The sequence below is a fragment of the Microbacterium phyllosphaerae genome (genome assembly GCF_050628115.1).
Classification (GTDB): Bacteria; Actinomycetota; Actinomycetes; order Actinomycetales; family Microbacteriaceae; genus Microbacterium; species Microbacterium phyllosphaerae_A.
Genome location: NZ_CP192502.1, coordinates 3,191,576 through 3,216,775 on the forward strand (window position 1 = coordinate 3,191,576; position 25,200 = coordinate 3,216,775).

The 25,200-nt window shown below is 67.6% G+C and carries 20 protein-coding genes; 9 read left to right on the forward strand and 11 right to left on the reverse strand.

The features are described from left to right. Window positions 1-34: 34 nt before the first annotated feature. The 3 genes from ACQ4LY_RS15315 to ACQ4LY_RS15325 are packed head-to-tail and all read left to right on the forward strand — an operon-like array spanning window position 35 to window position 1,160. The gene (locus ACQ4LY_RS15315) at window positions 35-382 is read left to right on the forward strand and encodes a metallopeptidase family protein (RefSeq protein ID WP_431072841.1); all 348 of its coding nucleotides are present in this window, start codon (window positions 35-37) and stop codon (window positions 380-382) included. Next, the gene (gene clpS / locus ACQ4LY_RS15320) at window positions 379-672 is read left to right on the forward strand and encodes an ATP-dependent Clp protease adapter ClpS (RefSeq protein ID WP_431072843.1); all 294 of its coding nucleotides are present in this window, start codon (window positions 379-381) and stop codon (window positions 670-672) included. Before ACQ4LY_RS15315 ends, clpS begins: the two co-directional genes overlap by 4 nt. After that, window positions 669-1,160, forward strand: coding sequence for a DUF2017 family protein (locus tag ACQ4LY_RS15325; RefSeq protein ID WP_431072845.1), 492 nt, complete (start codon window positions 669-671; stop codon window positions 1,158-1,160). The genes clpS and ACQ4LY_RS15325 overlap by 4 nt, the downstream gene beginning before the upstream one ends. Before the next feature lie 4 nt (window positions 1,161-1,164). On the opposite strand, the gene ACQ4LY_RS15330 is transcribed toward ACQ4LY_RS15325, so the two are convergent. The 6 genes from ACQ4LY_RS15330 to gatC are packed head-to-tail and all read right to left on the reverse strand — an operon-like array spanning window position 1,165 to window position 6,716. Beyond that, complete coding sequence (locus ACQ4LY_RS15330) at window positions 1,165-1,746, reverse strand: hypothetical protein (RefSeq protein ID WP_431072847.1); 582 nt, start codon at window positions 1,744-1,746, stop codon at window positions 1,165-1,167. Further along, window positions 1,730-2,047 carry a hypothetical protein gene (locus tag ACQ4LY_RS15335; protein WP_431072849.1) on the reverse strand — a complete coding sequence of 106 codons (318 nt, stop codon included), beginning with the start codon at window positions 2,045-2,047 and terminating at the stop codon, window positions 1,730-1,732. The genes ACQ4LY_RS15330 and ACQ4LY_RS15335 overlap by 17 nt, the downstream gene beginning before the upstream one ends. Before the next feature lie 37 nt (window positions 2,048-2,084). Beyond that, window positions 2,085-3,341 carry a DNA polymerase IV gene (gene dinB / locus ACQ4LY_RS15340; RefSeq protein WP_431072851.1) on the reverse strand — a complete coding sequence of 419 codons (1,257 nt, stop codon included), beginning with the start codon at window positions 3,339-3,341 and terminating at the stop codon, window positions 2,085-2,087. Between the two features lie 47 nt (window positions 3,342-3,388). Continuing rightward, window positions 3,389-4,903 (reverse strand): Asp-tRNA(Asn)/Glu-tRNA(Gln) amidotransferase subunit GatB, encoded by a 1,515-nt coding sequence (gatB, locus tag ACQ4LY_RS15345; protein ID WP_431072853.1) that lies wholly within the window; start codon window positions 4,901-4,903, stop codon window positions 3,389-3,391. Further along, entirely contained in the window at window positions 4,903-6,420 is a 1,518-nt protein-coding gene (gene gatA, locus ACQ4LY_RS15350; RefSeq protein ID WP_431072855.1) for an Asp-tRNA(Asn)/Glu-tRNA(Gln) amidotransferase subunit GatA, read from the reverse strand. The genes gatB and gatA overlap by 1 nt, the downstream gene beginning before the upstream one ends. After that, entirely contained in the window at window positions 6,417-6,716 is a 300-nt protein-coding gene (gene gatC / locus ACQ4LY_RS15355) for an Asp-tRNA(Asn)/Glu-tRNA(Gln) amidotransferase subunit GatC (protein WP_311257383.1), read from the reverse strand. The genes gatA and gatC overlap by 4 nt, the downstream gene beginning before the upstream one ends. A gap of 68 nt (window positions 6,717-6,784) precedes the next feature. On the opposite strand from gatC, the gene ACQ4LY_RS15360 reads away from it, so the two are divergent. Genes ACQ4LY_RS15360 through ACQ4LY_RS15370 form a run of 3 tightly spaced genes read left to right on the forward strand, consistent with a single transcriptional unit; the run spans window position 6,785 to window position 10,844 of the window. Next, window positions 6,785-8,485 carry a long-chain-fatty-acid--CoA ligase gene (locus tag ACQ4LY_RS15360; RefSeq protein ID WP_431072858.1) on the forward strand — a complete coding sequence of 567 codons (1,701 nt, stop codon included), beginning with the start codon at window positions 6,785-6,787 and terminating at the stop codon, window positions 8,483-8,485. Window positions 8,486-8,532: 47 nt separating this feature from the next. Then, window positions 8,533-10,377: a DEAD/DEAH box helicase gene (locus ACQ4LY_RS15365; protein ID WP_431072860.1), complete on the forward strand. Its 1,845-nt coding sequence runs from the start codon at window positions 8,533-8,535 to the stop codon at window positions 10,375-10,377. Window positions 10,378-10,388: 11 nt separating this feature from the next. Continuing rightward, window positions 10,389-10,844 carry a GNAT family N-acetyltransferase gene (locus ACQ4LY_RS15370; protein ID WP_431072862.1) on the forward strand — a complete coding sequence of 152 codons (456 nt, stop codon included), beginning with the start codon at window positions 10,389-10,391 and terminating at the stop codon, window positions 10,842-10,844. 104 nt (window positions 10,845-10,948) lie between these two features. Here ACQ4LY_RS15370 and ligA read toward each other — a convergent pair whose 3' ends face one another. Genes ligA through ACQ4LY_RS15385 form a run of 3 tightly spaced genes read right to left on the reverse strand, consistent with a single transcriptional unit; the run spans window position 10,949 to window position 15,589 of the window. Further along, complete coding sequence (gene ligA / locus ACQ4LY_RS15375) at window positions 10,949-13,264, reverse strand: NAD-dependent DNA ligase LigA (RefSeq protein WP_431072864.1); 2,316 nt, start codon at window positions 13,262-13,264, stop codon at window positions 10,949-10,951. 42 nt (window positions 13,265-13,306) lie between these two features. Then, window positions 13,307-14,404, reverse strand: a complete 1,098-nt coding sequence (mnmA, locus tag ACQ4LY_RS15380; protein WP_431072866.1) for a tRNA 2-thiouridine(34) synthase MnmA — start codon at window positions 14,402-14,404, stop codon at window positions 13,307-13,309. A 9-nt stretch (window positions 14,405-14,413) separates the two neighbouring features. After that, window positions 14,414-15,589, reverse strand: coding sequence for a cysteine desulfurase family protein (locus tag ACQ4LY_RS15385; RefSeq protein WP_431072868.1), 1,176 nt, complete (start codon window positions 15,587-15,589; stop codon window positions 14,414-14,416). Between the two features lie 94 nt (window positions 15,590-15,683). Here ACQ4LY_RS15385 and glgX point away from each other — a divergent pair, with 94 nt between their 5' ends. The 3 genes from glgX (at window position 15,684) to glgB (ending at window position 22,097) form a co-directional block, all read left to right on the forward strand. After that, window positions 15,684-17,756, forward strand: coding sequence for a glycogen debranching protein GlgX (gene glgX / locus ACQ4LY_RS15390; protein ID WP_431072870.1), 2,073 nt, complete (start codon window positions 15,684-15,686; stop codon window positions 17,754-17,756). A 76-nt stretch (window positions 17,757-17,832) separates the two neighbouring features. After that, a complete protein-coding gene (locus ACQ4LY_RS15395; RefSeq protein ID WP_431075703.1) occupies window positions 17,833-19,896 on the forward strand; it encodes an alpha-1,4-glucan--maltose-1-phosphate maltosyltransferase in 2,064 nt (687 codons plus the stop codon). After that, entirely contained in the window at window positions 19,893-22,097 is a 2,205-nt protein-coding gene (gene glgB / locus ACQ4LY_RS15400) for a 1,4-alpha-glucan branching protein GlgB (protein ID WP_431072872.1), read from the forward strand. Before ACQ4LY_RS15395 ends, glgB begins: the two co-directional genes overlap by 4 nt. 15 nt (window positions 22,098-22,112) lie before the next feature. Here the strand turns inward: glgB and ACQ4LY_RS15405 are convergent, their stop codons facing one another. Then, the gene (locus ACQ4LY_RS15405) at window positions 22,113-23,042 is read right to left on the reverse strand and encodes a tetratricopeptide repeat protein (RefSeq protein ID WP_431072874.1); all 930 of its coding nucleotides are present in this window, start codon (window positions 23,040-23,042) and stop codon (window positions 22,113-22,115) included. Next, window positions 23,039-25,027: a glycosyl transferase gene (locus tag ACQ4LY_RS15410; RefSeq protein WP_431072876.1), complete on the reverse strand. Its 1,989-nt coding sequence runs from the start codon at window positions 25,025-25,027 to the stop codon at window positions 23,039-23,041. Before ACQ4LY_RS15410 ends, ACQ4LY_RS15405 begins: the two co-directional genes overlap by 4 nt. Window positions 25,028-25,200: the final 173 nt, after the last annotated feature.

Genomic DNA, 25,200 nt, shown 5'->3' on the forward strand with positions numbered 1-25,200 from the left:
CCACGCCCGTGCTCGCGGCAATAGGCTGGAGCCGATGGAGATGGATGCTGCACCCTTCGAAGAACTCGTGATCGACGAGCTCGACCGGCTGCCCGATGAGATGGTCGACGGACTCGAGAACGTCGTCTTCGTCGTCGAGGACCGCCCTGAGGACGGGACCCTCGACCTGCTCGGGCTCTACGACGGTCTGGCGTTGACCGAGCGTACGCAGTACGGCTCCGGCGAGCTGCCCGACCGGATCGTCGTCTACCGCGAGCCACACCTCGCAGCCTGCGCGGACGAAGACGAGCTCCGCGACGAGATCCACACGACCCTGGTGCATGAGATCGCCCACTTCTACGGCATCGATGACACACAGCTGCACGAGTTGGGGTGGGCATGAGTCCCCTCGTCACGCCTGACGTCGAAGAGATCATCGAGCTCACGGCCGCGCCGCTCGTGCCCTGGGAGGTCGTCGTGTGGAATGACCCCGTCAACCTCATGAGCTATGTCGTACGGGTCTTCCGCACCTACTTCGGGTACTCGCTGGAACGGGCGACGCAGCTCATGCGCGCAGTCCATCACGATGGCCAGGCCATCGTCGCCACAGGCCCCCGCGAGACGATGGAGGTGCACGCCCAGGCGATGCACGACTACGGCCTGTGGGCGACGGTGCGAAAGGCCGCACGATGACCGAGCTGACGGTGCACGTGCGGATGGCGAGAGTGGAAGGCGCCCAGCTCGCACAGCTCGTCGACGACTTCCGCGAGCTGGTGGGGGCCGACCGCGATGCCACCGATCCGGCCATCGGTCGTCTGGCTCCCTCCCCGTACCCCGACGATGACGACGCCTCGCGCTCCTTCCACGACGCGACGCGCGAGGACCTGCTCGACAGGCGCGCGCTCGACGCCGATGTGGTTCGGGCGGCGCTCGCCGAGCTCCGCGGCGACCTGGACTCCATGTCCCAGGGCGAGGCGTTCACAGAGCATGACCTGGCGATCCGGCAGTCCGATGTCGATGCCTGGCTGCGAACGCTCACTGCGATCCGTCTGGTGATCGCTGAGCGTCTGGGTATCGAGAGCGACGAAGACCATGATCCTGAGGACGCGAGGTTCGGCGTCTACGACTGGCTCGGATACCGCCTCGAACTCACCATCGAGGCGGCAGACGAACTGCTGTGAGGCGTCAGGGGATCTCGACGACCCTCGTCGCGAGGGCTCGAGGCTCGTCCCGCGCGATGTGCGCCTTCTCCTGAGCGGCCCACCGGTCCCAGTGCGGGCGATAGGTCTCACCGTCGCGATTCAGCGCTCGTGCCTTGCGCCCGGGCTCTGCGGACTCGAGCCAGACGCGCACATCGGCGATCGCGGCTGTGGCGGGCGTCAGGATTCCGCTGCCTTCGATCAGCACCCCGAGCGCCGGGTCCACGGCGTGGCTCTCGGCCTCTTCCTCCCGGTCCCAGTCCCAGCGGCGCCATTCACCGAGGTATCCGCGGCCGTGCGGACGGAGGATGCCGTCGAGGGCATGCTCGACTCCGCTCTGGAGCCCGTCCCAGCCGGGATAGATCGAGTCGAGGGCGACCAGCTGCACCCTGCCGACGATCGGCCAGCGCTCGACCAGCATACGCGCGAGCGTCGTCTTGCCGGCTCCGCTTCGACCGTCGATGATGACGACAGGGTTCGCCGCCGCGAGGGCACGGATGTCCTCGACGATCAGCGCCGCGGCGCGCGCGAGCGCTGCCCCGACGGGGTCGTCACTTCTTGAGGGCACGGATGATGCGGGAGATAGCTCGTCCGGCGACCCAGACGAACGGCACAGCGACGACCAGCAGGGTCACGATGTTGGGCTCGAACCGAAGTCCCTCCTCGCGACGCACGTAGACGCCGACCGGCACGGACACTCCGCCGCCGCCACCGCCTTCTGCACCGTCACCGCTTCCGCCGCCGAATCCCGAGTACGTGAACGCCACCGGGGTGATGCTCACGCCGTCGACGTCCTGCGGCTCTCCGTACGCGCTCTTCACGCCGAACGACGCGGCCTGCTTTCCGAGTTCCAGTGCAATGTTGGGCATGGCTCCACGCTAGCTCAGGAAACGAGCGGCCGAGAGGTCAATCGAGACCGTGCGCCTTCGGATGCTGCGCCGCACCGCGTCCGTCGCCTCGGCCGATGTGCCTGGCCCGACCGATCATGGCCGATCCGAAACGCGCGACCGCATCGTCGAGAGCCCCTTCGACCCGCCGCCAGTCCTCGTCGTCGTCCCACAGACCGATGCCTCCACCACCCGCCGGCCGGAGCTTCTCGGCACGCACACCGACGAGCCGCACGGGGTCGCGGCGGTCGATCTGCTCGAACAGCGCCTGAGCCGCCTCACCGATTCGCTGGCCGACGGCGGTCGGCTCGGCAAGCGTCTGCGACCGGCTCACCGTGCGGAAGTCGTCGAATCGGATCTTGATCGCAACCGTCGAGGTCTTCCATTCAGCCTTCCGCAGTCGTGCGGCGACGCGATCGGCGAGCCTGAGCAGCTCGGCTCGCAGATAGGTGCGATCCGAGATGTCCGTGTCGAAAGTCTCCTCGTGGCCGATGCTCTTCTCGACGCGCTCGGTCTCGACCGCCCGCGCGTCCTCACCCCGAGACAGCTGCACGAGACGCGCACTCAGCGCCGGGCCGACCGCGCGATCGAGCATGTCTGTAGACGACGTGCGGATGTCGCGGATCGTGCGGATGCCGCGCCCTTCCAGAGCCTCGGCCGCTTTCGGCCCCACGCCCCACATCGCCCGAACCGGTCGAGGATCGAGGAACGCCTGCGTGTCGGATGCGGCGATGACGAGCATGCCGTCCGGCTTCGAGATGGTCGATGCCATCTTCGCGACGTGCTTGGTCGACGCCACTCCGACGCTGCAGGTGATGCCGACCTCGTCGCTCACCCGCTCTCTGACGAGCTGGGCGATCTGCGCGGGGGTCCCCCACAGCCGCCGGACGCCACGGACGTCGAGGAACGCCTCGTCGACCGACAGCGGCTCGACTAGCGGAGTGATCGACTCGAAGATCGCCATCACCTGGCGGGACACCGCCTGGTAGCGATGGAAGTGCGGCGGCACGATCCTCGCCGACGGACACAGGCGGATCGCCTGGGACACCGGCATCGCCGCACGGACCCCGTAGCGACGCGCCTCGTATGACGCGCTCGAGACGACGGAGCGACCGTCGGGTGCCCCGATGATCAGCGGGAGGCCACGAAGACTCGGGTCGTCGAGCACCTCGACCGCCGCGTAGAACGCGTCCATGTCGACGTGCAGGATGCTGGTGCCGGTGTCGTCAGCATCGGCGGACGACACGATGCGCCCTCTGCCGTCACCGTGTCCCATGAGACCATTCTCCCCCGGACCTCCGACATGAGGCCCGGGGGATGCGGTTACTGCGCAGCGCGCTCGAGGACGAGTTCGCGGACCCTGGCGGCATCCGCCTGGCCCTTCATCGCCTTCATCACAGCGCCGATGACGGCGCCGGCCGCCTGGACCTTGCCGTCCTTGATCTTGGCGAGCACATCGGGCTGCGCAGCGAGAGCCTCGTCGATCGCGGCGATCAACGCGCCGTCGTCAGAGACGACGGCGAGTCCGCGGCTGTCGACGACCTCCTGCGGTGTGCCCTCGCCGGCGATGACGCCCTCGAGCACCTGACGAGCCAGCTTGTCCGTGAGTGTTCCGGCATCCACGAGCTTCTGCAGCGCCGCGACGCTCGCGGGCGACACCAGCTCGGTGACGTCTTTCTCCTGCGCGTTGGCCTGGCGGGTAATCTCGCCCGTCCACCACTTGCGGGCCGTGGCAGGGGTGGCTCCGGCGCTGATGGTCTCTTCGACGACATCGAGCAGGCCGCCGTTGCGCACATCCTGGAACTCCAGGTCGGTGAAACCCCACTCCGTCATCAGTCGGCGGCGCCGGGCGACCGGCTGCTCGGGGAGTTCCGCACGCAGTGCTTCGATCAGCTCGGCGGCGGGCTCCACGGGAACCAGGTCCGGCTCCGGGAAGTAGCGGTAGTCGTCGGCATCCGACTTCGGACGACCGGGCGAGGTCGTTCCGGTGTCCTCGTGCCAGTGCCGCGTCTCCTGCGTGATCGTCCCGCCGTCGGCGAGGATCTGCGCCTGACGCTGGATCTCGTACCGCACCGCGCGCTCGACGGAGCGCATGGAGTTGACGTTCTTCGTCTCGGTGCGCGTCCCGAGCTTCTCCTGGCCGCGGGGACGCAGCGACACGTTCGCATCGCAGCGGAGGTTCCCGCGCTCCAGACGGGCCTCGGAGATGCCCAGGCTGCGCACGATGTCACGGATCGTCGCGACATAGGCCTTGGCGACCTCGGGAGCACGGTGCTCGGTGCCGAAGATGACCTTCGTCACGATCTCGACCAGCGGAACGCCCGCGCGGTTGTAGTCGACGAGCGAGTACTCGGCGCCCTGGATGCGACCGGTCGCGCCACCCATGTGGGTGAGCTTGCCCGCATCCTCTTCCATGTGAGCGCGCTCGATCGGAATCTGCACGATCGTTCCGTCTTCGAGCTCGACCTCCACGGATCCCTCGAAGGCGATCGGCTCGTCGAACTGCGAGATCTGGTAGTTCTTGCCGAGATCCGGGTAGAAGTAGTTCTTCCTCGCGAATCGGCTCGAGGGAGCGATCGAGCAGCCGAGTGCGAGACCCAGACTGATCGACGACCTGATCGCCGTCTGGTTGACCACGGGGAGCGCTCCCGGAAGACCGAGGTCGACGGGTGCGATCAGCGTGTTCGGCTCGGCAGCGTGGTACAGCTCGTTGGCCGGATTCGGCGCGTCCGAGAACATCTTGGTGTTGGTGTTGAGCTCGACGTGCACCTCGAACCCGAGTACGGGCTCGAACAGCTCGAGAGCCTTGTCGAAGTCCATGAGCTTGGCGGTGGCCATCAGCGGTTCCCTCCTGCGAGCTGCGGTGCACGGGTGAGGAGCGGCGCACCCCACGAGTCGACCAGCAGAGTCTCGACGGCGGCGCCGACCTTGTAGAGTCGCGCGTCCTCCCGTGCCGGTGCGATGAACTGGATGCCGACCGGAAGACCGTCCTCTGCAGCCAGGCCGCTGGGGATCGAGATTCCGGGGACCCCTGCGAGGTTCACCGGGATCGTCGTGATGTCGTTGAGGTACATCTGCAACGGGTCGTCGATCTTCTCGCCGATCTTGAATGCGGTCGTCGGAGCCGACGGCGTCGCGATGACGTCCACCTCTGCGAACGCGTTCGCGAAGTCCTGCTGGATGAGCGTGCGGACCTTCTGCGCGCTGCCGTAGTAGGCGTCGTAGTATCCGGCCGACAGTGCGTAGGTGCCGAGGATGATGCGGCGCTTGACCTCATCCCCGAAGCCGGCGTCACGCGTCGCCGACATGACGTCCTCGACCGTCGGGTTGCCGTCGGGGGTCACGCGGAGGCCGAAGCGCACCGAGTCGAACTTCGCCAGGTTGCTGGAGGCCTCGGCGGGGAGGATCAGGTAGTACGCGGCGACGCCGTACTCGAAGTGCGGAGCGCCGATCTCGACGATCTCCGCTCCCTGCGCCTCCATCAGTGCGAGTGCGCTATGGAACGACTCCGCCACACCGGCCTGGAATCCGCTGTCGGGCAGCTCGCGGATCACTCCGACCTTGAGCCCCTTGAGCACGTCTCCGCGGGCGCCCTCACGAGCCGCATCCGCGAACGAAGGCCACTCGTCGCGCAGCGACGTGGAGTCCTTCGGGTCGTGGCCGCCGATGGCGTCGTGCAGCAGACCGGCGTCGAGCACCGTGCGGCTCACCGGTCCGACCTGGTCGAGGCTCGACGCGAGGGCGATCGCGCCGTAGCGGCTCACGCCGCCGTAGGTCGGCTTCACACCCACCGTGCCGGTCACGTGCGCGGGCTGGCGGATCGACCCGCCCGTGTCGGACCCGAGAGCGAGGGGTGCCTCGAATGCGGCGACCGCAGCTGCGGATCCACCGCCCGAGCCGCCGGGGATCCGATCGAGATCCCACGGGTTGCGGGTGGGACCGTACGCGGAGTGCTCGGTGGAGGAGCCCATCGCGAACTCGTCCATGTTGGTCTTGCCGAGCGGGATCAGTCCGGCTGCACGCGAGCGGGCGACGACGGTGGCGTCGTACGGCGAGCGGTAGCCCTCGAGGATCCGCGAACCGCTCGTGGTCGGCTGGTCGGTCGTGACGAGAACGTCCTTGATCGCCAGCGGCACACCGGCGATCGGTCCGAGCTGCTCGCCCGCCGCACGCCGCGCATCGACGGCCGCGGCGGCGTCGAGCGCGCCCTCGTTGACATGCAGGAAGGCGTGGACATCGCCGTCGACGGCGGCGATGCGGTCGAGGTGAGCGCGAGTGGCCTCGACGCTCGAGATCTCGCGGCTGGCGAGCTTGTCCGCAAGCTCCGCCGCGGTCATGCGGATGATGTCGCTCACTGCTCTTCTCCCAGGATCGCGGTGACGCGGAACCGGCCGTCGGCCTGGTCCGGCGCGTTCTGGAGCACCTGCTCATGCGTGAGGGTCTCGCCCACCACGTCGGGGCGGTAGACGTTGCTCAGCGGGATCGGATGACTCGTCGCGGCGATGTCGGGACTTGCGACCTCCGACACCTTGGCGATGTTGTCGACGATGGCGTCGAGCTGGCCCGTGAGCCTCGTCACCTCGTCGTCGTTGAGCTGGATGCGCGCGAGCACGCCGAGATGGCGCACAAGATCAGGGGTGATTTCAGACACACCCCGAGTCTAGTTGCCGTGCCCGCCGAGTCCCTGCAGTCCGGCGAAGCCAGCCCTATGCTGGGCGGGTGAGCTCGTATCAGCCTCCTCGTCCGTGGGTCGCCAGCTACGCCGAAGGCGTCCCGGAAGACCTCTCCCCCGTGACCGGATCCCTGGTCGACATCGTCGCCGCATCCGCTCGCGACTACCCGGATGCCCCCGCCCTGCAGTTCTTCGGTCGCGAGACGACCTATTCGGAGCTGCAGGAGGCGATCGACCGTGCGGCCTCGGGCCTGCGCGATCTCGGCGTGCGGGCGGGCGACCCGGTCGCGATCGTCCTTCCGAACTGCCCGCAGCACATCGTGGTGTTCTACGCCGTGCTGCGCCTCGGCGCCGTCGTGGTCGAGCACAACCCGCTCTACACACCCCGCGAGCTGCGCAAGCAGTTCGAGGACCATGGCGCGAAGCACGCGATCGTGTGGAACAAGGTCGTCTCCACGGTCCAGGAGTTCCCGACCGACCTCGCGGTGACGAACCTCATCTCGGTCGACGTCACCCGGGCGATGCCTGTTCTGACCCGTGTCGCCCTGCGCCTGCCGATCACCAAGGCACGCGCGTCTCGCGCGGCACTCACAGAGAAGGTGCGAGGAACGGTCACCTGGGACTCGCTGGTGCAGTCCGCTCCCCTGCCGGTGTCACACCCGAAGCCGGCCACCGACGACCTCGCCATCATCCAGTACACCTCCGGCACCACAGGCACCCCGAAGGGCGCGGCTCTGACGCACCACAACCTGCTGGCGAATGCCGCACAGTCGCAGGCGTGGGTACCGTCGATCCAACACGGCAAGGGATGCGTCGTGTACGCGGTGCTGCCGATGTTCCACGCGTACGGTCTGACGCTCTGCCTGACCTTCGCGATGTCCATGGGGGCGCGGCTCGTGCTCTTCCCGAAGTTCGACCCCGATCTCGTGCTCGACGTGATGAAGAAGCACCCGGCGACCTTCCTGCCTCTGGTGCCTCCGATCGCCGACCGACTGCTGTCGGCCGCGAACACCAAGGGAGTCTCGCTCGACGGCATCGAGGTCGCGATCTCCGGCGCGATGGCGCTGCCGCACGAGCTGGTCGTCCCGTTCGAGGCGGCGACGAACGGGTTCCTCGTCGAAGGGTACGGGCTCAGCGAGTGCTCACCCGTCCTGATGGCGAACCCCGTCGCGGACAACCGCGTGCCTGGCACAGTCGGACTCCCTCTGCCCGGCACGGAATGCCGCGTCGTCGATCCCGAGAACCCGACCGTCGACGTCCCCGCCGGCTCCTCGGGCGAGCTACTCGTGCGCGGACCCCAGGTGTTCTCCGGGTACTACGGCAAGCCTGAGGAGACCGAGGCTGTCTTCGTGGACGGATGGTTCCGCACCGGAGACATCGTCACGGTCGACGACGCGGGCTTCATCCGCATCGTCGACCGCATCAAGGAGCTCATCATCACAGGCGGCTTCAACGTGGCCCCCACCGAGGTCGAGAGCGCGCTGCGACAGCATCCTCAGGTGTCGGACGCCGCCGTCGTCGGACTCCCGAGCGATCACTCCGGCGAGGAGGTCGTCGCGGCGATCGTCGTCGACGGCGATTCGGATGTCGATGTCGAGGCGATCCGAGAGTACGCGCGCAGCATCCTCACGCCCTACAAGGTCCCCCGCCGCGTCTTCATCGTCGACGAGCTGCCCACGTCGCTGATCGGCAAAGTGCTGCGCCGCCAGGTCAAGGAGAGGCTGCTGGCCCTCACCTCCGGCTCCTGAGGGCGCCCTCACAGGCGCCGAATCCCGTGAAGCGCTACCCTTGGTCAGTGACTCCTGAAGACGCTGTGCCCACCGACGCCCCCGAGACCCCTGGATTCGAGGAGCTCGGCATCACCGGCCCCGTCCTCAAGGCCATCAAGGACCTCGGCTACGAGACCCCCTCCCCCATCCAAGCCGCGACGATCCCGACCCTGCTGTCAGGTCGCGATGTCGTCGGTATGGCGCAGACCGGAACGGGCAAGACCGCGGCCTTCGCGCTCCCCGTGCTGGAGCGCCTCGACGTGTCACAGAAGACCCCGCAGGCCCTCGTGCTCGCACCGACCCGCGAACTCGCCCTGCAGGTCTGCGAGGCGTTCGAGTCGTACGCCTCGAAGATGAAGGGCGTCCACGTCCTCCCCGTCTACGGCGGACAGGGCTACGGTGTGCAGCTGTCGGCGCTGCGCCGCGGCGTGCACGTGATCGTCGGAACCCCCGGCCGCATCATGGACCACCTCGCCAAGGGCACCCTCGACCTGTCCCAGCTGCAGTACCTGGTGCTCGACGAGGCCGACGAGATGCTGAAGATGGGCTTCGCCGAAGACGTCGAGCAGATCCTCGCGCAGACGCCAGAAGAGAAGCAGGTCGCGCTGTTCTCGGCCACCATGCCTCCGCAGATCCGTCGTCTGGCGCAGAAGTACCTGCGCGAGCCGGAAGAGATCAGCATCAAGTCGAAGACCGCGACCGGCACGAACATCACCCAGCGCTACCTCGTGGTGTCGTACGCGCAGAAGGTCGACGCGCTCACCCGCATCCTCGAGGTCGAGAACTTCGACGGGATGATCGTGTTCGTCCGCACGAAGAACGAGACCGAGACGCTCGCCGAGAAGCTCCGCGCCCGCGGGTACTCCGCTGCGGCGATCAACGGCGACGTTCCGCAGGTGCAGCGCGAGCGCAGCGTCAACCAGCTCAAGGCGAGCAAGCTCGACATCCTCGTCGCGACCGACGTGGCCGCCCGTGGTCTCGACGTCGAGCGCATCAGCCACGTCATCAACTTCGACATCCCCACCGACACCGAGTCCTATGTGCACCGCATCGGCCGCACGGGCCGCGCGGGGCGCACCGGAGACGCGATCAGCTTCATCACCCCGCGCGAGCGCTACCTGCTGAAGTCCATCGAGAAGGCCACGCGTCAGCAGCCCACGCAGATGCAGCTGCCGACTCTGGACGACGTGAACACCACACGGCTCACCAGGTTCGACGACGCGATCACGGCGGCTCTCGGCGATGCCGCGCGGATCGAGAAGTTCCGCGACGTCATCGAACATTACGTGCGCAATCACGACGTGCCGGAGGCCGATGTGGCTGCTGCTCTCGCGGTCGTCGCGCAGGGCGACACTCCGCTTCTGCTCGACCCGGCCGATGACCCGCTGTCGAAGGCGGTCGAGTACGACAATCGTCCGCCACGTGAGAACACCAAGGGTGATCGTCGTGAGAGTCGCGAGCCTCGCGAGCGTCGTGGGCGCGGCGACTACAAGCCGTACCGCATCGAGGTCGGCCGTCGTCACCGTGTCGAGCCCCGTCAGATCGTCGGCGCGCTCGCGAACGAGGGCGGCCTCGGCCGTGACGACTTCGGCGCCATCAACATCCGCCCGGACTTCACCGTCGTCGAGCTGCCCGCGAACCTCGACTCGTCCGTGCTGGACAAGCTGAAGGACACCCGCATCTCGGGCCGTCTGATCGAGATCAAGCCCGACCGCGGACCGGGAGCCCGTCGCAACGACGGTCCTCGTGACGGAGCGCGTGGAGGGTCCGACCGCCGCGACGACCGCCCGCGGTACGACCGGGACGAGCGCCCGGCTCGCAATGACGAGCGAGGCGAGAAGCCGTTCCGCAAGCCCCGCCACAAGGACTGACAGGCACGCACGTGCACATCGAGCGCGCAGGCCCCGACGATGTTCGGGGCCTGGCGCGCGTGAAGTGGATCGACAGAGCCGCTGACGATGCCGGCGATGCGGAGTTCGACTCGTTCGTGACGACTCTCGCATCCTGGTGGGACGACCATCGGGCCACGCACTCCGCGTTCGTCGCGCGCACGATCGACGACGAGATAGTCGGCGCCGCATGGGTCGCATTGCTCCCCCGAGTTCCGAGCCCTGGTGCGAGCAATCGCCTGTCGGCAGACATCCAGAGCGTCTTCGTGCTGCCCGAGCACCGTGGTGAAGGGGTGGGAACCGCCCTCATCGACGCGGCGACAGCCCATGCGCACGGCGCCGGCGCATCCAGGGTCACCGTGCACTCGAGCGAACGCGCTGTCCCGGTCTATCGAAGGCTCGGGTTCGCCGGGTCTCCGGAGCTGCTCCAGCGCATCTCCGAAGCGTAGGCCCGGTCAGGACCCTGCCGGTCCGGTCGCGGCACTGTGTGCGAGACGCGCCGCAACAACGATGAGGGGCTCGCGCCGAGACAGCAGCGATCGTCCGTAGCGCTTCATCCGAGCGCGTCCGGCCCTTCGGTCACGAGGATGTGGAACTGCGCGGCGTCGAGGATGCGGATGCCGAGCTCCTCCGCCTTGCCGAGCTTCGATCCGGCACCCGGCCCCGCGGCGACGAAGTCGGTCTTCTTCGAGACGCTCGACGCCGCTTTGCCGCCGGCTTTGATGATGGCCTCCTGTGCTCCGTCGCGGGTGTAGCCGTCGAGCGATCCGGTCGCCACGACGGTGAGCCCGTCGAGCACACCGCCCTCGACGACCGCGGCCCCCGGCCCCGGGTGCCCAGGCGTGGCCCATTGCACGCCGGCCTGGGTCCACTGCCGCACGATCTCCTGATGCCAGTCCACGTCGAACCAGGCGAGCAGCGAGTCTGCGATGATACCGCCGACCCCCTCGACGGCAGCGAGCTCTTCTCGCGACGCTGCTCGGATCGCGTCGAGCGAGCCGAACCACTGCGCCAGCGCTCGGGCGGCGACCGGCCCGACGTGACGGATGTTCAGCGAGACGATAAGACGCCAGAGATCCTTGGTCTTGGCCTTCTCGAGCTCGGCGAGGAGCGTGAGCGCCTGCGACGACGGCTGAGGGCCCTCGAGACCGGACTTCTTCTCCGCCGCGCTGGGATTGCGGCGGAACGGCGCGCGTGTCTTGACGAGACCGTCGTCGTCTTCCTTGGGCAGGCCGGTCTCGGCGTCGCGCACGAACAGCTCGATCGGCACGATCTCGTCGAGGGTGAGGGCGAACAGACCGGCCTCGGTCTGGAGCGGGGGGACCTCCGGGAACGTCGGCTGCGTCAGAGCAGCAGCTGTGACCTCGCCCAACGCCTCGACGTCGAGAGCGCCGCGCGATCCGATGTGCTCGACGCGGCCGCGCACCTGGGCGGGGCACGATCGCGCGTTCGGGCAACGCAGATCGATGTCCCCCTCTTTCATCGCGCGCAGCGGTGTGCCGCACTCGGGGCAGTCGGCCGGCATCACGAACTCACGTTCAGTGCCGTCGCGTTTCTCGACGACGGGTCCGAGAACCTCGGGGATCACGTCGCCCGCCTTGCGCAGCACGACGGTGTCGCCGATCAGCACGCCCTTCGCCTTCACGACGTCCTTGTTGTGCAGGGTCGCCTGCCTGACGACGGAGCCGGCGACGTGCGCGGGAGCCATCACCGCGAACGGCGTGGCGCGCCCCGTGCGCCCGACGGACACGACGATGTCAAGGAGCGTCGTCTGCACCTCTTCGGGCGGGTACTTGTACGCGATCGCCCAGCGAGGCGCGCGGCTCGTGGCACCGAGCTCGTCGTGCAGGGAGAGTTCGTCGACCTTGACGACGATGCCGTCGAGTTCGTGCTCGATGTCGTGACGGTGCTCGCCGAAGTACTCGACGAACGCCGCGACCTCGTCGATGCTCGTGCAGACCTTGGTGTGCGGGCTCGTGGGCAGCCCCCACTCGGCCAGCTGCTCATAGACCTGGCTCTGCGCGGCGACCGGAGGGTTCTGCCACGCGCCGATGCCGTGCACGTAGAGCGCGAGGGACTCGATCCGAAGCATCCCCGCCTCGAGTTCGAGCCCGTCCTTCTTGTCGATCTGCTGGCGCAGCCCGCCGCTGGCGGCGTTCCGAGGATTCGCGAACGAGGGGAAGCGGCGTGCCGCCGCGGTACGCGCCTTCTCTTCGTCGAACGGCCTCTTCGCGCCGCCGCGCGCCTCCCAGCGGCTCAGTGCGTCGGCATACGCGCGTTCGCGGAAGGAAGCCTGCGCGGCGTTGAGTCGTTCGAAGGCGGCGACAGGGATGAACACCTCGCCCCGCACTTCGACGATCTCGGGATGCCCGTCGCCGCGGAGCTCCAGCGGGATCTCGGGAAGACGCAGGGCGTTCTCTGTGACGATCTCGCCGACGCGGCCGTCGCCCCGCGTCGCCGCCGACGTCAGGCGCCCGTTCTCGTAGCGCAGATTGATCGCAAGGCCATCGATCTTGAGCTCGGTGAGCCAGTCGACATCTCGTCCCGCAGAGGCGCGCGTCTTCGCCGCCCACTCGCGGAGTTCGTCGATCGAGAAGACGTTGTCGAGACTCAGCATGCGTTCGGCGTGCTCGATGGTCGCGAGCCCCGTCGCCTCGGCCGCGCCCACCATCTGCGTCGGCGAATCCTGGCCCTGCAGCTCGGGATGCAGCCGCTCGAGCTCCTCGAGCCGGTGCATCCAGCCGTCGTAGGTGAAGTCGTCGACGACGGAGGTGTCGCGCCCGTAGTACGCATCCTTCGCCTCGAGGATGCGAGTGGTCAGCTCGTCGGCTTCGATACGGGCGTCTTCCAGCGAGATGTTCTCCGGCACTCCGCCAGTCTACGAGCGGGCACCGACATCGCGACGGAGGCGCTACGCGTCGACCGGTACGGCGGACACCGTGCGGTCGATCGTGAACTGACCGAGCACGCGAGTGCCGACATACAGGACTGCCGTCTGCCCCGGCGCGACGCCGTTGAGCGGTTCCTCCGGCACGACGCGCACACCCTCGGATGTGACGAAGGCTCGAGCGACCTCGGGCTCGGCGTGAGCGCGGATCTGCACTTCGCAGTCGAACTCCGACTCCGCAGGCGCAGCCCCCGCCCAGCTGAATCGCTCGCCCGAGATCTCGCTGATCGCGAGCGCCTCTTTCGGTCCCACGACGACTGTGTTCGAGACGGGTCGCACTTCGAGCACGAATCGCGGCTTGCCGTCCGCCGCAGGGACTCCGAGCTTGAGTCCGCGACGCTGACCGACGGTGAACGCATGTGCTCCCTCGTGGGAGCCGACGATCTCACCCGTGCGGTCGACGATCTCACCGGTGGCCGTGCCGACTTTCTCGGCGAGCCACCCGCGAGTGTCACCGTCCGGGATGAAGCAGATGTCATGGCTGTCGGGCTTCTGGGCGACGGTCAAGCCGCGCTCCGCGGCCTCTGCGCGCACGACGGCCTTCGAGGGCGTCGTGCCGAGGGGGAAGTACGTGTGGGCGAGCTGATCGGCCGTCAGCACTCCGAGCACGTACGACTGATCCTTCGCGTTGTCGGCTGCGCGGTGCAGCTCGAGGCCGGCATCCGTCGGGATCAGGGTGGCGTAATGTCCGGTGCACACAGCGTCGAATCCGAGCTCGATCGCGCGCTCGAGCAACGCGGCGAACTTGATCTTCTCGTTGCATCGCATGCAGGGGTTCGGTGTGCGCCCCGCCTGATACTCCGACACGAAGTCGGCGATGACGTCTTCGCGGAAGCGCTCCGAGAAGTCCCAGACGTAGAAGGGGATGCCGAGGAGGTCGGCTGCGCGTCTGGCGTCGAGTGCGTCCTCGATCGTGCAGCATCCTCTGCTGCCCGTGCGCAGGGTTCCCCCGGCGCGGGACAGCGCGAGGTGCACGCCGACGACGTCGTGCCCTGCATCGACCGCACGCGCGGCCGCGACGGCGGAGTCCACCCCACCACTCATGGCCGCAAGAATCCTCATGGATCCAGTCTACGAGCGTACGGCTGAGCCGGAGCCGGATGCGCGCGAGTACGCCTCAGCGATCGACGAGAGGACCGCGTCGACGTCCGCGTCGGTTGACGTGCGACCGAGCGAGAAGCGGAGCACACTGCGCGCATCCTGTTCGCTGCGGCCCATGGCCATGACCACGTGCGAAGGCTCTGCCACACCCGCCTGACATGCGGATCCGGTCGACGCCGCGATCCCCGCCATGTCGAGCAGGAAGAGCAGGCTTTCCCCCACCGCGCCGGGGAACAGGATGTGCGCGTTGCCCGGAAGCCTCTCGACGCGGTCCCCGAGGATCTCGGCGACCGGAACACGGGCGAGGACGCCGTCGACCAGTCGATCGCGCATCTCGCTCAGCCGAGCGTTCTCGGTCAGCCGCTCCGCCTCGGCGAGCTCCAGAGCGACGGTGAACGCGGCCGCGCCCGCGACGTCCTGGGTCCCGGCGCGGAGGCCGCGCTGCTGTGCGCCTCCTCGGAGGATCGCCGCGAGGCGCGCTGTGCGTGATGTGACGAGCGCGCCTACACCGACGGGCGCGCCGATCTTATGACCGGCCACGCTCATCGCGACCAGCCCGACAGCGTCTGCCGCGTCGCCGCGCAGGGCGCGAAAGGACAGCGCGACGTGACCGAGTGCCGACACCGCATCGAGGTGCAGCGGAACCTGCGCGTCCGCGGCCGATGAGGCCAGCGCCGCGGCGTCGTTGATGGTCCCCGACTCGTTGTTGGCGACCAGTGCGGTGGCCAGAGCCGCCCCCGGAAGCTGTGCGGCGAATGCGCCCAGATCGATCGCCGCCGTGCGATATACCGGGACAGCGCGTAGTGCCGCTCCCACCCCGACCAGCGCCTCGACCGTGTCCATGGTCGCGTGATGCTCGGCATCCGGCATCACGATCGCGTCGGTGCCCACCCGGCGTGCCTGCCACAGCCCCTGCAGCGCGAGATTGATCGACTCCGTTCCCCCGGAGGTGAAGACCACCTCGATGGGATCGGAACCGAGCACCGCGGCGATACGCTCCCGAGACTCCTCCAGCAGGCGCCTGGCGTCCTGCCCCGCTCCATGCGTCGATGACGCGTTGCCGACGATCGCGCTCGCATCCAGCCATGCCTCGCGCGCCTCCGGGCGCAGCGGGGTCGTGGCCGCGTGATCGAGATAGTGCTGCATCCCTCAACTCTCCCTCATATTCGCCCTCCGGAGCGCACATGGAACTGAGTGCATCGTGTCCTGAGACCCGAGCGCAGACCCCTATGGTGTATTCATGCCCGCGATCCGAGACATCACCGTGCCCGGCGGTACTGCACTCGACAACCTCGGCGTTCGCCTTCACGACGGCGTCGGAACCCTCCGCGTCTGGTCGCAGAACGCGTCGTCCATCGAGCTCGTCGTCTTCGATGCCACAGACCTGGACTGGGTGATCGATCAGGTCGACCTCGAGCGACTCCCCGGCGGCGTCTGGGAGGTCACGACCGAGCTGCTGCAGCCCGGCACCAGGTACGCGATCCGCGTCGGTGGACCGCACGGCCCCGGTAACACGTTCAACCCCGAGACCCTCCTCCTCGACCCGTATGCACGCGGACTCGCCCAGGGCGACGGCTACGAGGAGTGGCGATCCGTCGTGATCGTCGACGGTTTCGACTGGGGCGACTCGATCAAACCTCGAATCCCTCTCGATCGCACGGTCATCTACGAGGGCCATCTGAAGGGCCTCACCAAGCGTCAGCCGGACGTGCCCCCCGCACTGCACGGCACTTACGCGGGTCTCGCCCACCCCGCGATGATCGAGTACTTCCATGAGCTCGGCATCACCTCGATCGAGCTCCTTCCCGTGCATGCGTTCGTGCCGGAGCCTCGCCTGCTCGAGCGCGGGCTGACCAACTACTGGGGGTACAACACCCTCAACTTCTTCACGCCCCACAACGCGTATGCGACAGAAGACGCGCGAAAGGGAGGCCCCGAGGCAGTCCTCGCCGAGTTCAAGGGAATGGTGCGGCTGCTCCACGAGGCCGGACTCGAGGTCATCCTCGACGTCGTGTACAACCACACCTCGGAAGAGGGCCTCGGAGGTCCGCGCTCGAGCCTGCGGGGCATCGACAACGCCGGCTACTACCGCCAGGACGCGTCCGGGGCGTACATCGACACCACCGGATGCGGCAACACTCTCGACACCTCGACGGATGCCGGCGCCCGCCTCGTTCTCGACTCGCTGCGCTATTGGGCCCAGGAGATGCAGATCGACGGATTCCGGTTCGATCTCGCCGCCGCCATCGCGCGCGACGGCTCTCACACCTACACGCCCGAGCACCCGCTCCTCGTGGCGATCGCCGATGATCCGATCCTGAAGGAGACGAAACTCATCGCCGAGCCGTGGGACGTCGGCATGGGAGGGTGGCAGACGGGCAACTTCCCGAAGGGCTGGCTGGAGTGGAACGACCGGTACCGCGATCGGGTGCGCAACTTCTGGCTGAGCGACATCGACTATGCGCGCAGAGCGTCTGCCCCGGTCGGCATCGGTGGTTTCGCGACGCGTCTCGCAGGGTCTTCCAACACGTTCGCCGACGAGCGCGGCCCGCTCGCGAGCATCAACTTCGTGACCGCGCACGACGGCTTCACCCTGCACGACCTCGTCTCGTACGACGTCAAGCACAATGAGGCCAACGGCGAGCAGAACCGCGACGGCGCCGATATGAACCGTGCGTTCAACCACGGGATCGAGGGGCCGACGGACGACCCGGCCATCCTCGCGGCTCGCAGGAAGGCGATGCGCAACCTCCTGGGCACGCTTCTGCTGTCCGCGGGGATCCCGATGCTCACCGCGGGTGACGAGGTCGGGCGCACGCAGCGGGGCAACAACAACGCCTACGCCCAGGACTCCGCGATGACCTGGCTCGGATGGGATCCAGAGCCGTGGCAGGAAGACCTGCGAGCTCACGTCACGCGACTCATCCGGCTCCGGAGCGAGAACCCGGCCCTGCGCCCGAGCCGGTACGCCCGGCTCGGCGAGCACATTCCGAACGCCTCCGTCATGGACTGGTTCGACCAGAACGGCGAGACCATGGAGAGCGAGCAGTGGACCGATCCGGGAAACCGCACCCTGCAGTACGTCGCCGCCTCCACTCCGGACCGCGAGGCGGCGAATCGCATCCTCCTGATCGTGCATGGCACTGAGTCTCCGATCGACGTGCGACTGCCCGAAGAACTCGAGGATGCGACTCGGTTCGTATCGCTGTGGTCGAGCGCTGACGAGCGTCCCGGCGCCGACGGTGAGACATACGCGCCCGGCGACATCCTGCCGATCCCCGGCACCTCCATGCGACTGTTCCGAGTGGAATGACGGGCGGCGCGCCGGTGCCGTCTGCGAGCTACCCGCTCCACCTCGGGAGCGGTACATTCGGGGGGTGGCCGCACGTATGAGCAGCACCAGTCCGAAGGCTCTCCGAAGCCCTGCACAGATCCCGTCGCGCCCGCTGGGTGCGGCCTCGGACGGCGACGATCTCGTCGCGACCCGCATACCGCTGGTCGGCGGCACACCGTCCGTGCCCGGCGGATTCGCACCCAAAGCGTTCGTCGGAGAAGTGGTGCCCTTCAGCGTGGTCGCCTTCCGCGAGGGGCATGACCTGATCGGCGTGCAGCTCCGGCTGACCTCCCCCGACGGCGACGAGACTCTTCATCGCCTGACGCCCTTCCGGGACGGCAGTGACCGCTGGGGTACCGAGATCGCCGTGGACCTGCAGGGCAGCTGGACCTTTCGCTTCGAGGCGTTCTCCGACGACTTCGCGACCTGGGCTCACGCCGCCGAGGTGAAAGTGGCCGCCGGAGTGGACGTGCCCGTCATGGCGGCGCTCGGGGCTGAGCTTCTCGCGCGGGCCGCGACCGAGAAGGACCGCCCTGCTGCCCAGCGCAGACGCATGAGCGATCTCGTCGCCGCACTTGCCGGCGGCGATGCGGCGACCACTACCGCTGTCTCGACCGACGCCGAGCTCGCCGACCTCTTCCGAGACCGGCCGCTCATGACATTGCGGTCCGCGTCGGCCTCCCACACCCTGCTGGTCGAGCGGACTGCAGCAGGTGTCGGTGCCTGGTACGAGTTCTTCCCCCGCTCCGAGGGTGCGAAACGTCTCAAGGACGGCACGGTCAAGAGCGGTACGTTCCGCACCGCGGCGAAGCGACTTCCGGCCGTCGCCGCGATGGGATTCGACGTCGTCTATCTGGTTCCGATCCATCCGATCGGAACCACCAACCGCAAGGGACGCAACAACACCCTGACGACAGAGCCCGGAGACCCGGGTTCGCCCTATGCCATCGGCTCCGCTGACGGCGGTCACGACGCCATCCACCCCGAGCTCGGGAAACCGGCCGACTTCCGTGCCTTCGTCCGAGCCGCAAAGAACGAGGGGCTGGAGGTCGCCCTCGATCTTGCTCTGCAGGCGTCTCCAGACCACCCGTGGGTCGTCGAGCATCCGGAGTGGTTCACGACACTTCCCGACGGAACGATCGCATACGCGGAGAACCCGCCGAAGAAGTACCAGGACATCTACCCTCTGAACTTCGACAACGACCCTGCCGGGATCTATCAGGAGATGCTGCGCGTCGTGCAGCACTGGGTGCGCGAAGGCGTGAAGATCTTCCGAGTCGACAATCCGCACACCAAGCCGTTGCAGTTCTGGGAATGGCTCATCGCCACGGTGAACGCGCAGGATCCGGACGTGATCTTCCTCGCCGAGGCGTTCACGCGCCCTGCAGTCATGCGAGCGCTGGCTGCGGTCGGGTTCCAGCAGAGCTACAGCTACTTCACGTGGCGCAACACCAAGTCGGAGCTCGAGGAGTTCCTCACGAGCGTCTCGCACGAAACCAGCGACTACATGCGACCGAACCTCTTCGTGAACACGCATGACATCCTCACCGAGTATCTCCAGTTCGGCGGACGCGCCGCGTACCGCATCCGCGCGTGCATCGCTGCCACCGCAGCGCCGGTGTACGGCGTGTACGCCGGGTACGAGTTGTTCGAGAACGTCGCGCGGCCCGGTTCCGAGGAGAACATCGACAACGAGAAGTACGAGTTCAAGTTCCGCGATTGGGAGGGAGCCGACGCCGCCGGCGACTCGCTCGCCCCCCTCCTCCGTCGTCTGAACGAGATCCGACGCACACACCCGGCTCTCCGTCAGCTGCGCAATCTCTCGGTCCACTGGAGCGATGACGACTCGGTGCTCGTCTACAGCAAGCATCTCGACGCCGCGTTCACGGGAACAGGCACCGATGACACGATCCTCGTCGTCGCCAACGTCGATCCCCACTCGGTGCGTGAGACCACTGTTCACCTCGACACCACGATCTGGGGTGTTCCTCTCGGCGAACCATTCGAGGTCGAGGACCTTCTCACCGGAGCAGTCTGGACGTGGGCCGACCACAACTACGTGCGGCTCGACGCCTTCGCCGAACCGGTGCACATCCTGAAGGTGAGGAAGCATTCATGAGCTACCTGGAAGATGCGACGACGTCGTCGGAATGGGCCGCGGTGGCGGCAGGATCCCACCACGACCCGCATTCGGTGCTGGGGTCGCACCCGATCACTGACGCGAGCGACCGCACGGTCACCGTGATCCGCGCTCGCCGTCCCCTCGCCGCGACGGTGGCTGCCGTCTTCGGTGACGGCACCCGACTCGAGTTGAACCACGTCGCGCACGGCATCTGGGAAGGCCATCACGACGGCTCCCCTGTGCCGTATCGCCTCGCGACGGCGTACGGAGACGAAGCCGAGACCGTCAGCGGTGACCCGTACCGGCATCTCCCGACGCTGGGCGACGTCGATGTGCATCTGATCGCCGAGGGTCGTCATGAACGCCTCTGGCAGGTGCTGGGCGCACATCCCCAGAGCGTGGGAGGCGACACAGGCGTGGCCTTCGCCGTATGGGCTCCCAACGCCACCGCAGTTCGCGTGGTCGGTGATCACAACGGCTGGAACGGCGAGCCTCACGCCATGCGCTCGATGGGTGTGAGCGGGATCTGGGAGTTGTTCATCCCCGACCTCCCGGTCGGCACGACCTACAAGTACGAGATCAGGACGCGCGACGGTGCGTGGATCTTCAAGGCGGATCCGATGGCGCAGGCCGCGCAGGTCCCGCCGGAGACCGCATCCGTCGTCACCGAGTCCACCTACGCCTGGTCGGATGGCGCCTGGATGACCCGCAGGGCTGCAACCCATGCAGTCGCGCAGCCGCTGTCGGTGTACGAAGTGCATCTGGGATCGTGGCGAGGCGGACTGAGCTATCGGGATGCGGCTGAGCCCCTCATCGCTCACGTCGAGGAGGCCGGCTTCACCCATGTCGAGTTCATGCCGCTGGCCGAACACCCGTTCGGCGGATCCTGGGGCTATCAGGTGAGTGGCTACTACGCTGCCACCAGCCGCTTCGGCAGCCCGGACGACCTGCGCTACCTGATCGACCGCCTGCACCAGGCCGGCATCGGCGTGATCATGGACTGGGTCCCCGGCCATTTCCCGAAGGATGCGTTCGCGCTGGCGCGCTTCGACGGACAGCCACTCTATGAGCACCCGGATCCCCGGCGGGGCGAGCACCAGGACTGGGGCACGCTCATCTTCGACTACGGCCGTCCGGAGGTGCGAGGATTCCTCGTCGCGAACGCGTTGTTCTGGCTGAGCGAGTTCCACGTCGACGGTCTTCGCGTCGACGCCGTCGCCTCGATGCTCTACCTCGATTACTCCCGCAACGACGGCGAGTGGGAACCCAACATCCATGGCGGGCGCGAGAACCTCGAGGCGATCCGATTCCTGCAGGAGGTCAATGCGACCGCCTACCGTGTGCACCCCGGCGTGCTGATGATCGCCGAGGAGTCGACCAGCTTCCCCGGTGTCACCGCTCCCACCGATCATGCTGGTCTCGGCTTCGGCTTCAAGTGGAACATGGGTTGGATGAACGACTCGCTCCAGTACATCGAGCGAGACCCGATGTACCGCTCGCACCACGAAGGTGAGATGACGTTCTCCTTCGTGTACGCGTTCGGCGAGAACTATCTGCTGCCGATCAGCCATGACGAGGTCGTGCACGGCAAAGGCAGCCTGCTCGCGAAGATGCCAGGAGATCACTGGCACAAGCTCGCCAATGTGCGGGCCTACCTCGGGTACATGTGGGGACACCCGGGCAAGAAGCTGCTGTTCATGGGGCAGGAGTTCGGCCAGCTCGCAGAGTGGTCCGAGTCCCGTGAACTGGACTGGTGGCTGCTCGAGCAGCCGTCCCATGCCCAGTTGCAGAGCTTCGTCGGGCAGCTCAACCGCACCTATCGCGCGCAGGCTCCGCTCTGGGAGCGCGACAACGACGGCTCGTCGTTCTCGCGCCTCGGTGCGCCCAGCTGGGATCCGAACGTGATCGTGTTCGAACGCCGCGACGCCCACGGCGGCCGGCTGGTAGTGATCAGCAACTTCGCCGGGGTCGAGCGCAGCGGATATCGCCTCGCTCTGCCCAGCGCGGGAATCTGGCAGGAGATCCTCAACACGGATGCCGCAGAATACGGCGGACGAGGTTCAGGCAACCTCGGCGTGGTCGTCGCCGATCCCGCAGACGGCGGCACCCCGACGGCGACGATGACGATCCCCGCACTGTCGACGATATGGCTCCGCCATCAGAACGACCCGCACGTGCCGACGATCAGCCACGGCTGACCGCGGCACGCGCGGTCAGAACAACAGCGACGAGAGCCGGTTGCGTGCCGAGACGACACGCGGATCGGCCGCGCCGATGAGACCGAACAGTTCGATGAGCCGCTCCCGAACCGGCGTGCGCTGGTCCGAGGGAAGCTGAGCGAAAAGGTCGAGCAGGCGTCCGAACGCATCGTCGACGTGCCCGCCCGCGAGATCGAGGTCCGCGACGTCGAACTGCGCCCGGACATCGAGCGGACCGGCTGCCGCAGCTGCCCGAGCCTCCTGCAGATCGAGCTTCTGCACACGATCGAGCAGACGCACCTGGCCGAGACCGGCGATCGCGTCCTCGTCGCGAGGGTTCTCGGCGAGGGCCTTCTCGTAAGCGACGATCGCTGCGGCGTAGTCGCCGAGCTCGATCGCCGCGAACGCCTCCGCATGCAGAGGCGGCAGCGGCGGCTCCTCGGCGCCCTCCTCGGTCGCAGGGGCCTCCCCCACGTCCAGCGAGCCGGTGACACCGTTCTGCGCGGCGAGCTGAAGCAGCTGCGCGAAGACCTCGCGGACCTGCTGCTCGGGGACCGCTCCGGTGAACATCGGTACCGGCTGCCCCGCGATGAGAGCGACCACCATCGGAATCGACTGCGCACGGAAGCTCTGCGCGAGCTGGGGATTCGCGTCGACGTCGACCTTGGCGAGAAGTACCTTGCCACCGAGCTCGCGCGTCACCTTCTCGATGATCGGACTCAGCTGCTTGCAGGGTCCGCACCACTCGGCCCACAGATCGACGACCACGGGAACCGTCCGCGAGACCTCGAGGATCTGACCGAACGTCTCATCGGTCGCATCGACGACCACGTCGAGGACGCCCGCAGCGGGAGCGGGTGTTCCGGCCGCCGGCGCAGAAGGACGGTTGCGCAGAGTGGAGAGGTCGACGGCTCCTCGGAGCGCGGCAGGAGAGATATCGGTCACTTGATCACCTCGACGGAGAGAAGGTCCTGGCGCACGGCCAGGAGTCGGATCTGCTCCGTCGAACCCTGGGCGGGGACGGAGAAGAACAACTGGAATTCGTACTTGGTCGTCACGCCCTTGGCGGACTCGGTGACACCGGTCAACGCCTTCGCCTGGGCGTTGTCACCGAAACGGATCACCGCATCCGCAGAGGTCGGTGTGACCGTCTCGGTGTCGACCAGAGAGACGGCGACGATGGCACCGCTGCCCAGAGTGGTCATCGACACAGGAGCTGAGTCCGCCGGCGCTATGTCGAAGGCTGTCTGCGAAGTCGCGGCCGCACCGTTGTCGGCGAGGTTCTGCACCACAGCCTGGCGGCTGTCGCGGATCGACTTCGCGAGGTTCTGCGAGATCTCGTCGAACATTCCATACGACGCACTCTGCTCTCCCGCGTCGACGACGTCCGAGTACGTCGCCGCGAGTTCGCCCGGCGGCAGGCTGAGGAAGGCGGAGTCGTCCGGGACCATCGAGGTCCCGAGCCACGGAGCGGCCACCTCGGGAAAGACGGCGTCGGCCGACATCTCTGCCATGTTGTTGACCTTGTAGTTGGACCAGGGGTCCTGCTGGGTCATCGTCAGCACGACAGGGGGCACCGTGTCGTCACCGTCGCTCTTCGAGAGCATGAGAACAGTGCGAGGCCAGCGGTCGGTCGCCTCGGGCAGCATGACCTCGACGTCGTCGGTCGGGATGGCAGCGGGCACAGCGGTGTCAGGAAGTGCGGTGCGAAGCGCGTACTCGGTCTTGCGAGCCGTCAGCGCCGGACCGTCGAGGCGGGTTCCCGCCAGATCGATGTCCATGGCGGCATCGGCATCCGAGAGCGTCGCCGACACGTCCTGAAGGATGCGCTTGGCCTGAGCCTCGGTCACTGCCGGCGGCTTCTGGTTCTCGGGAGCGATCACGGTCGCGCTGGGCGAGGGACTGGGCGTCCCTTCACCGAACTGCGGCCAGGAGTCGGCCGAGCAGCCGGTCGCCAGCAGCGCGGTCAGCGCGAGAGCCGGGATGGCGATCATGCGGCGTCTACGGGTCGGCGACGCGGCACGCATCTCGGATCTGCGATCCCCGGCACTGTCTCCCTTCCTCGCAGAGTCAGGCTCTCCGTCACCCTGCGCGGTCTCCGCATCGACGGTGTGCTCGGCGGGAGCGGAGCCCGTGTCGGTCGCAGTCGTCGAGGATTCCTCGATCGCCTTCCGCTCCGACGGCGGCAACTGGGCCACATCGATCGGCTCGGTCGCAGGAAGGGGCCCAGGCCCCTTACGCCGGGGGCCGCGTCCGCGGCGCTGGTGGCGGATGCCGAGCACGTACAGGACGAGGCCGATCAGGAGCACGGCGGCACCGGCCGCCATGAGCGGACCCGCCAGAGGCGTCGACGTGTCGAGGGGCCACGACACCACGATGTCGTCAGGCGCGTCTGCAGTGCCGTCATGGGCGATGAGCAGGCTGACGCCCTCGGGGAGCTGCATGTCGGCGATGAGCGCGTCGGTGTCGGTGAACGAGTCGAGCCAGAGATCCGACCCAACCGGGCTGCGCCCGTCCTCGGCTGCGGCGCCGTCGTCTGCGGGCGTCTCCTCGGGAGCAGGGCTCGCCTCAGGGGCATCCGTGCTCGTGTCGTCGTCCTCCGCCGCGGCTGCATCGACGAGTTCGACGTCGAGCTCGCCGTCCTTGCCGACGGTGACGTGGTTGTACGAGGCGTCAGCCAGCCACGCCTCCATGTCGGCGGTGCGACCGTAGGCGGCGAAGATGTCGCCGTCGCCACGGACGAGCAGGGTCTGAGCGCCGGGGTGCTCCCTGAGGACGTCGCCGTCCATGAGCACATACGGCGCCGGTTCTTCCACGGCGACCGAGGTCTCCTGGGTCGACGGTCCCATGAAAACGGTTCGCTGCGCGATGCCCGCAGCGATCAGTCCCGCAGCCAGCACGAAGGCCACGACGGCCCATACGAAACGCACGAATAGTCTCCTCACGCAACCCGGACGAGCGCCCGAGTCACAACACTCGACATTTCAGACTAGCGAAATCACCTGTGTGTTGCCCACGAGGGCATGCCCGATCGTTCCGGCACGTCGTGACGATCAGGCATCCCGCGGTCGATAACCTTGCACCATCCGCATCTCCGAGGAGC

Coding starts and splice junctions, on each gene's coding strand:
- ACQ4LY_RS15315 (WP_431072841.1), top strand. CDS start 35: ATGGAGATGGATGCTGCACCCTTCGAAGAACTCGTGATCGACGAGCTC.
- clpS (WP_431072843.1), top strand. CDS start 379: ATGAGTCCCCTCGTCACGCCTGACGTCGAAGAGATCATCGAGCTCACG.
- ACQ4LY_RS15325 (WP_431072845.1), top strand. CDS start 669: ATGACCGAGCTGACGGTGCACGTGCGGATGGCGAGAGTGGAAGGCGCC.
- ACQ4LY_RS15335 (WP_431072849.1), bottom strand. CDS start 2,047: ATGCCCAACATTGCACTGGAACTCGGAAAGCAGGCCGCGTCGTTCGGC.
- dinB (WP_431072851.1), bottom strand. CDS start 3,341: ATGGGACACGGTGACGGCAGAGGGCGCATCGTGTCGTCCGCCGATGCT.
- gatB (WP_431072853.1), bottom strand. CDS start 4,903: ATGGCCACCGCCAAGCTCATGGACTTCGACAAGGCTCTCGAGCTGTTC.
- mnmA (WP_431072866.1), bottom strand. CDS start 14,404: ATGAGGATTCTTGCGGCCATGAGTGGTGGGGTGGACTCCGCCGTCGCG.
- ACQ4LY_RS15385 (WP_431072868.1), bottom strand. CDS start 15,589: ATGCAGCACTATCTCGATCACGCGGCCACGACCCCGCTGCGCCCGGAG.
- glgX (WP_431072870.1), top strand. CDS start 15,684: ATGCCCGCGATCCGAGACATCACCGTGCCCGGCGGTACTGCACTCGAC.
- ACQ4LY_RS15395 (WP_431075703.1), top strand. CDS start 17,833: ATGAGCAGCACCAGTCCGAAGGCTCTCCGAAGCCCTGCACAGATCCCG.
- glgB (WP_431072872.1), top strand. CDS start 19,893: ATGAGCTACCTGGAAGATGCGACGACGTCGTCGGAATGGGCCGCGGTG.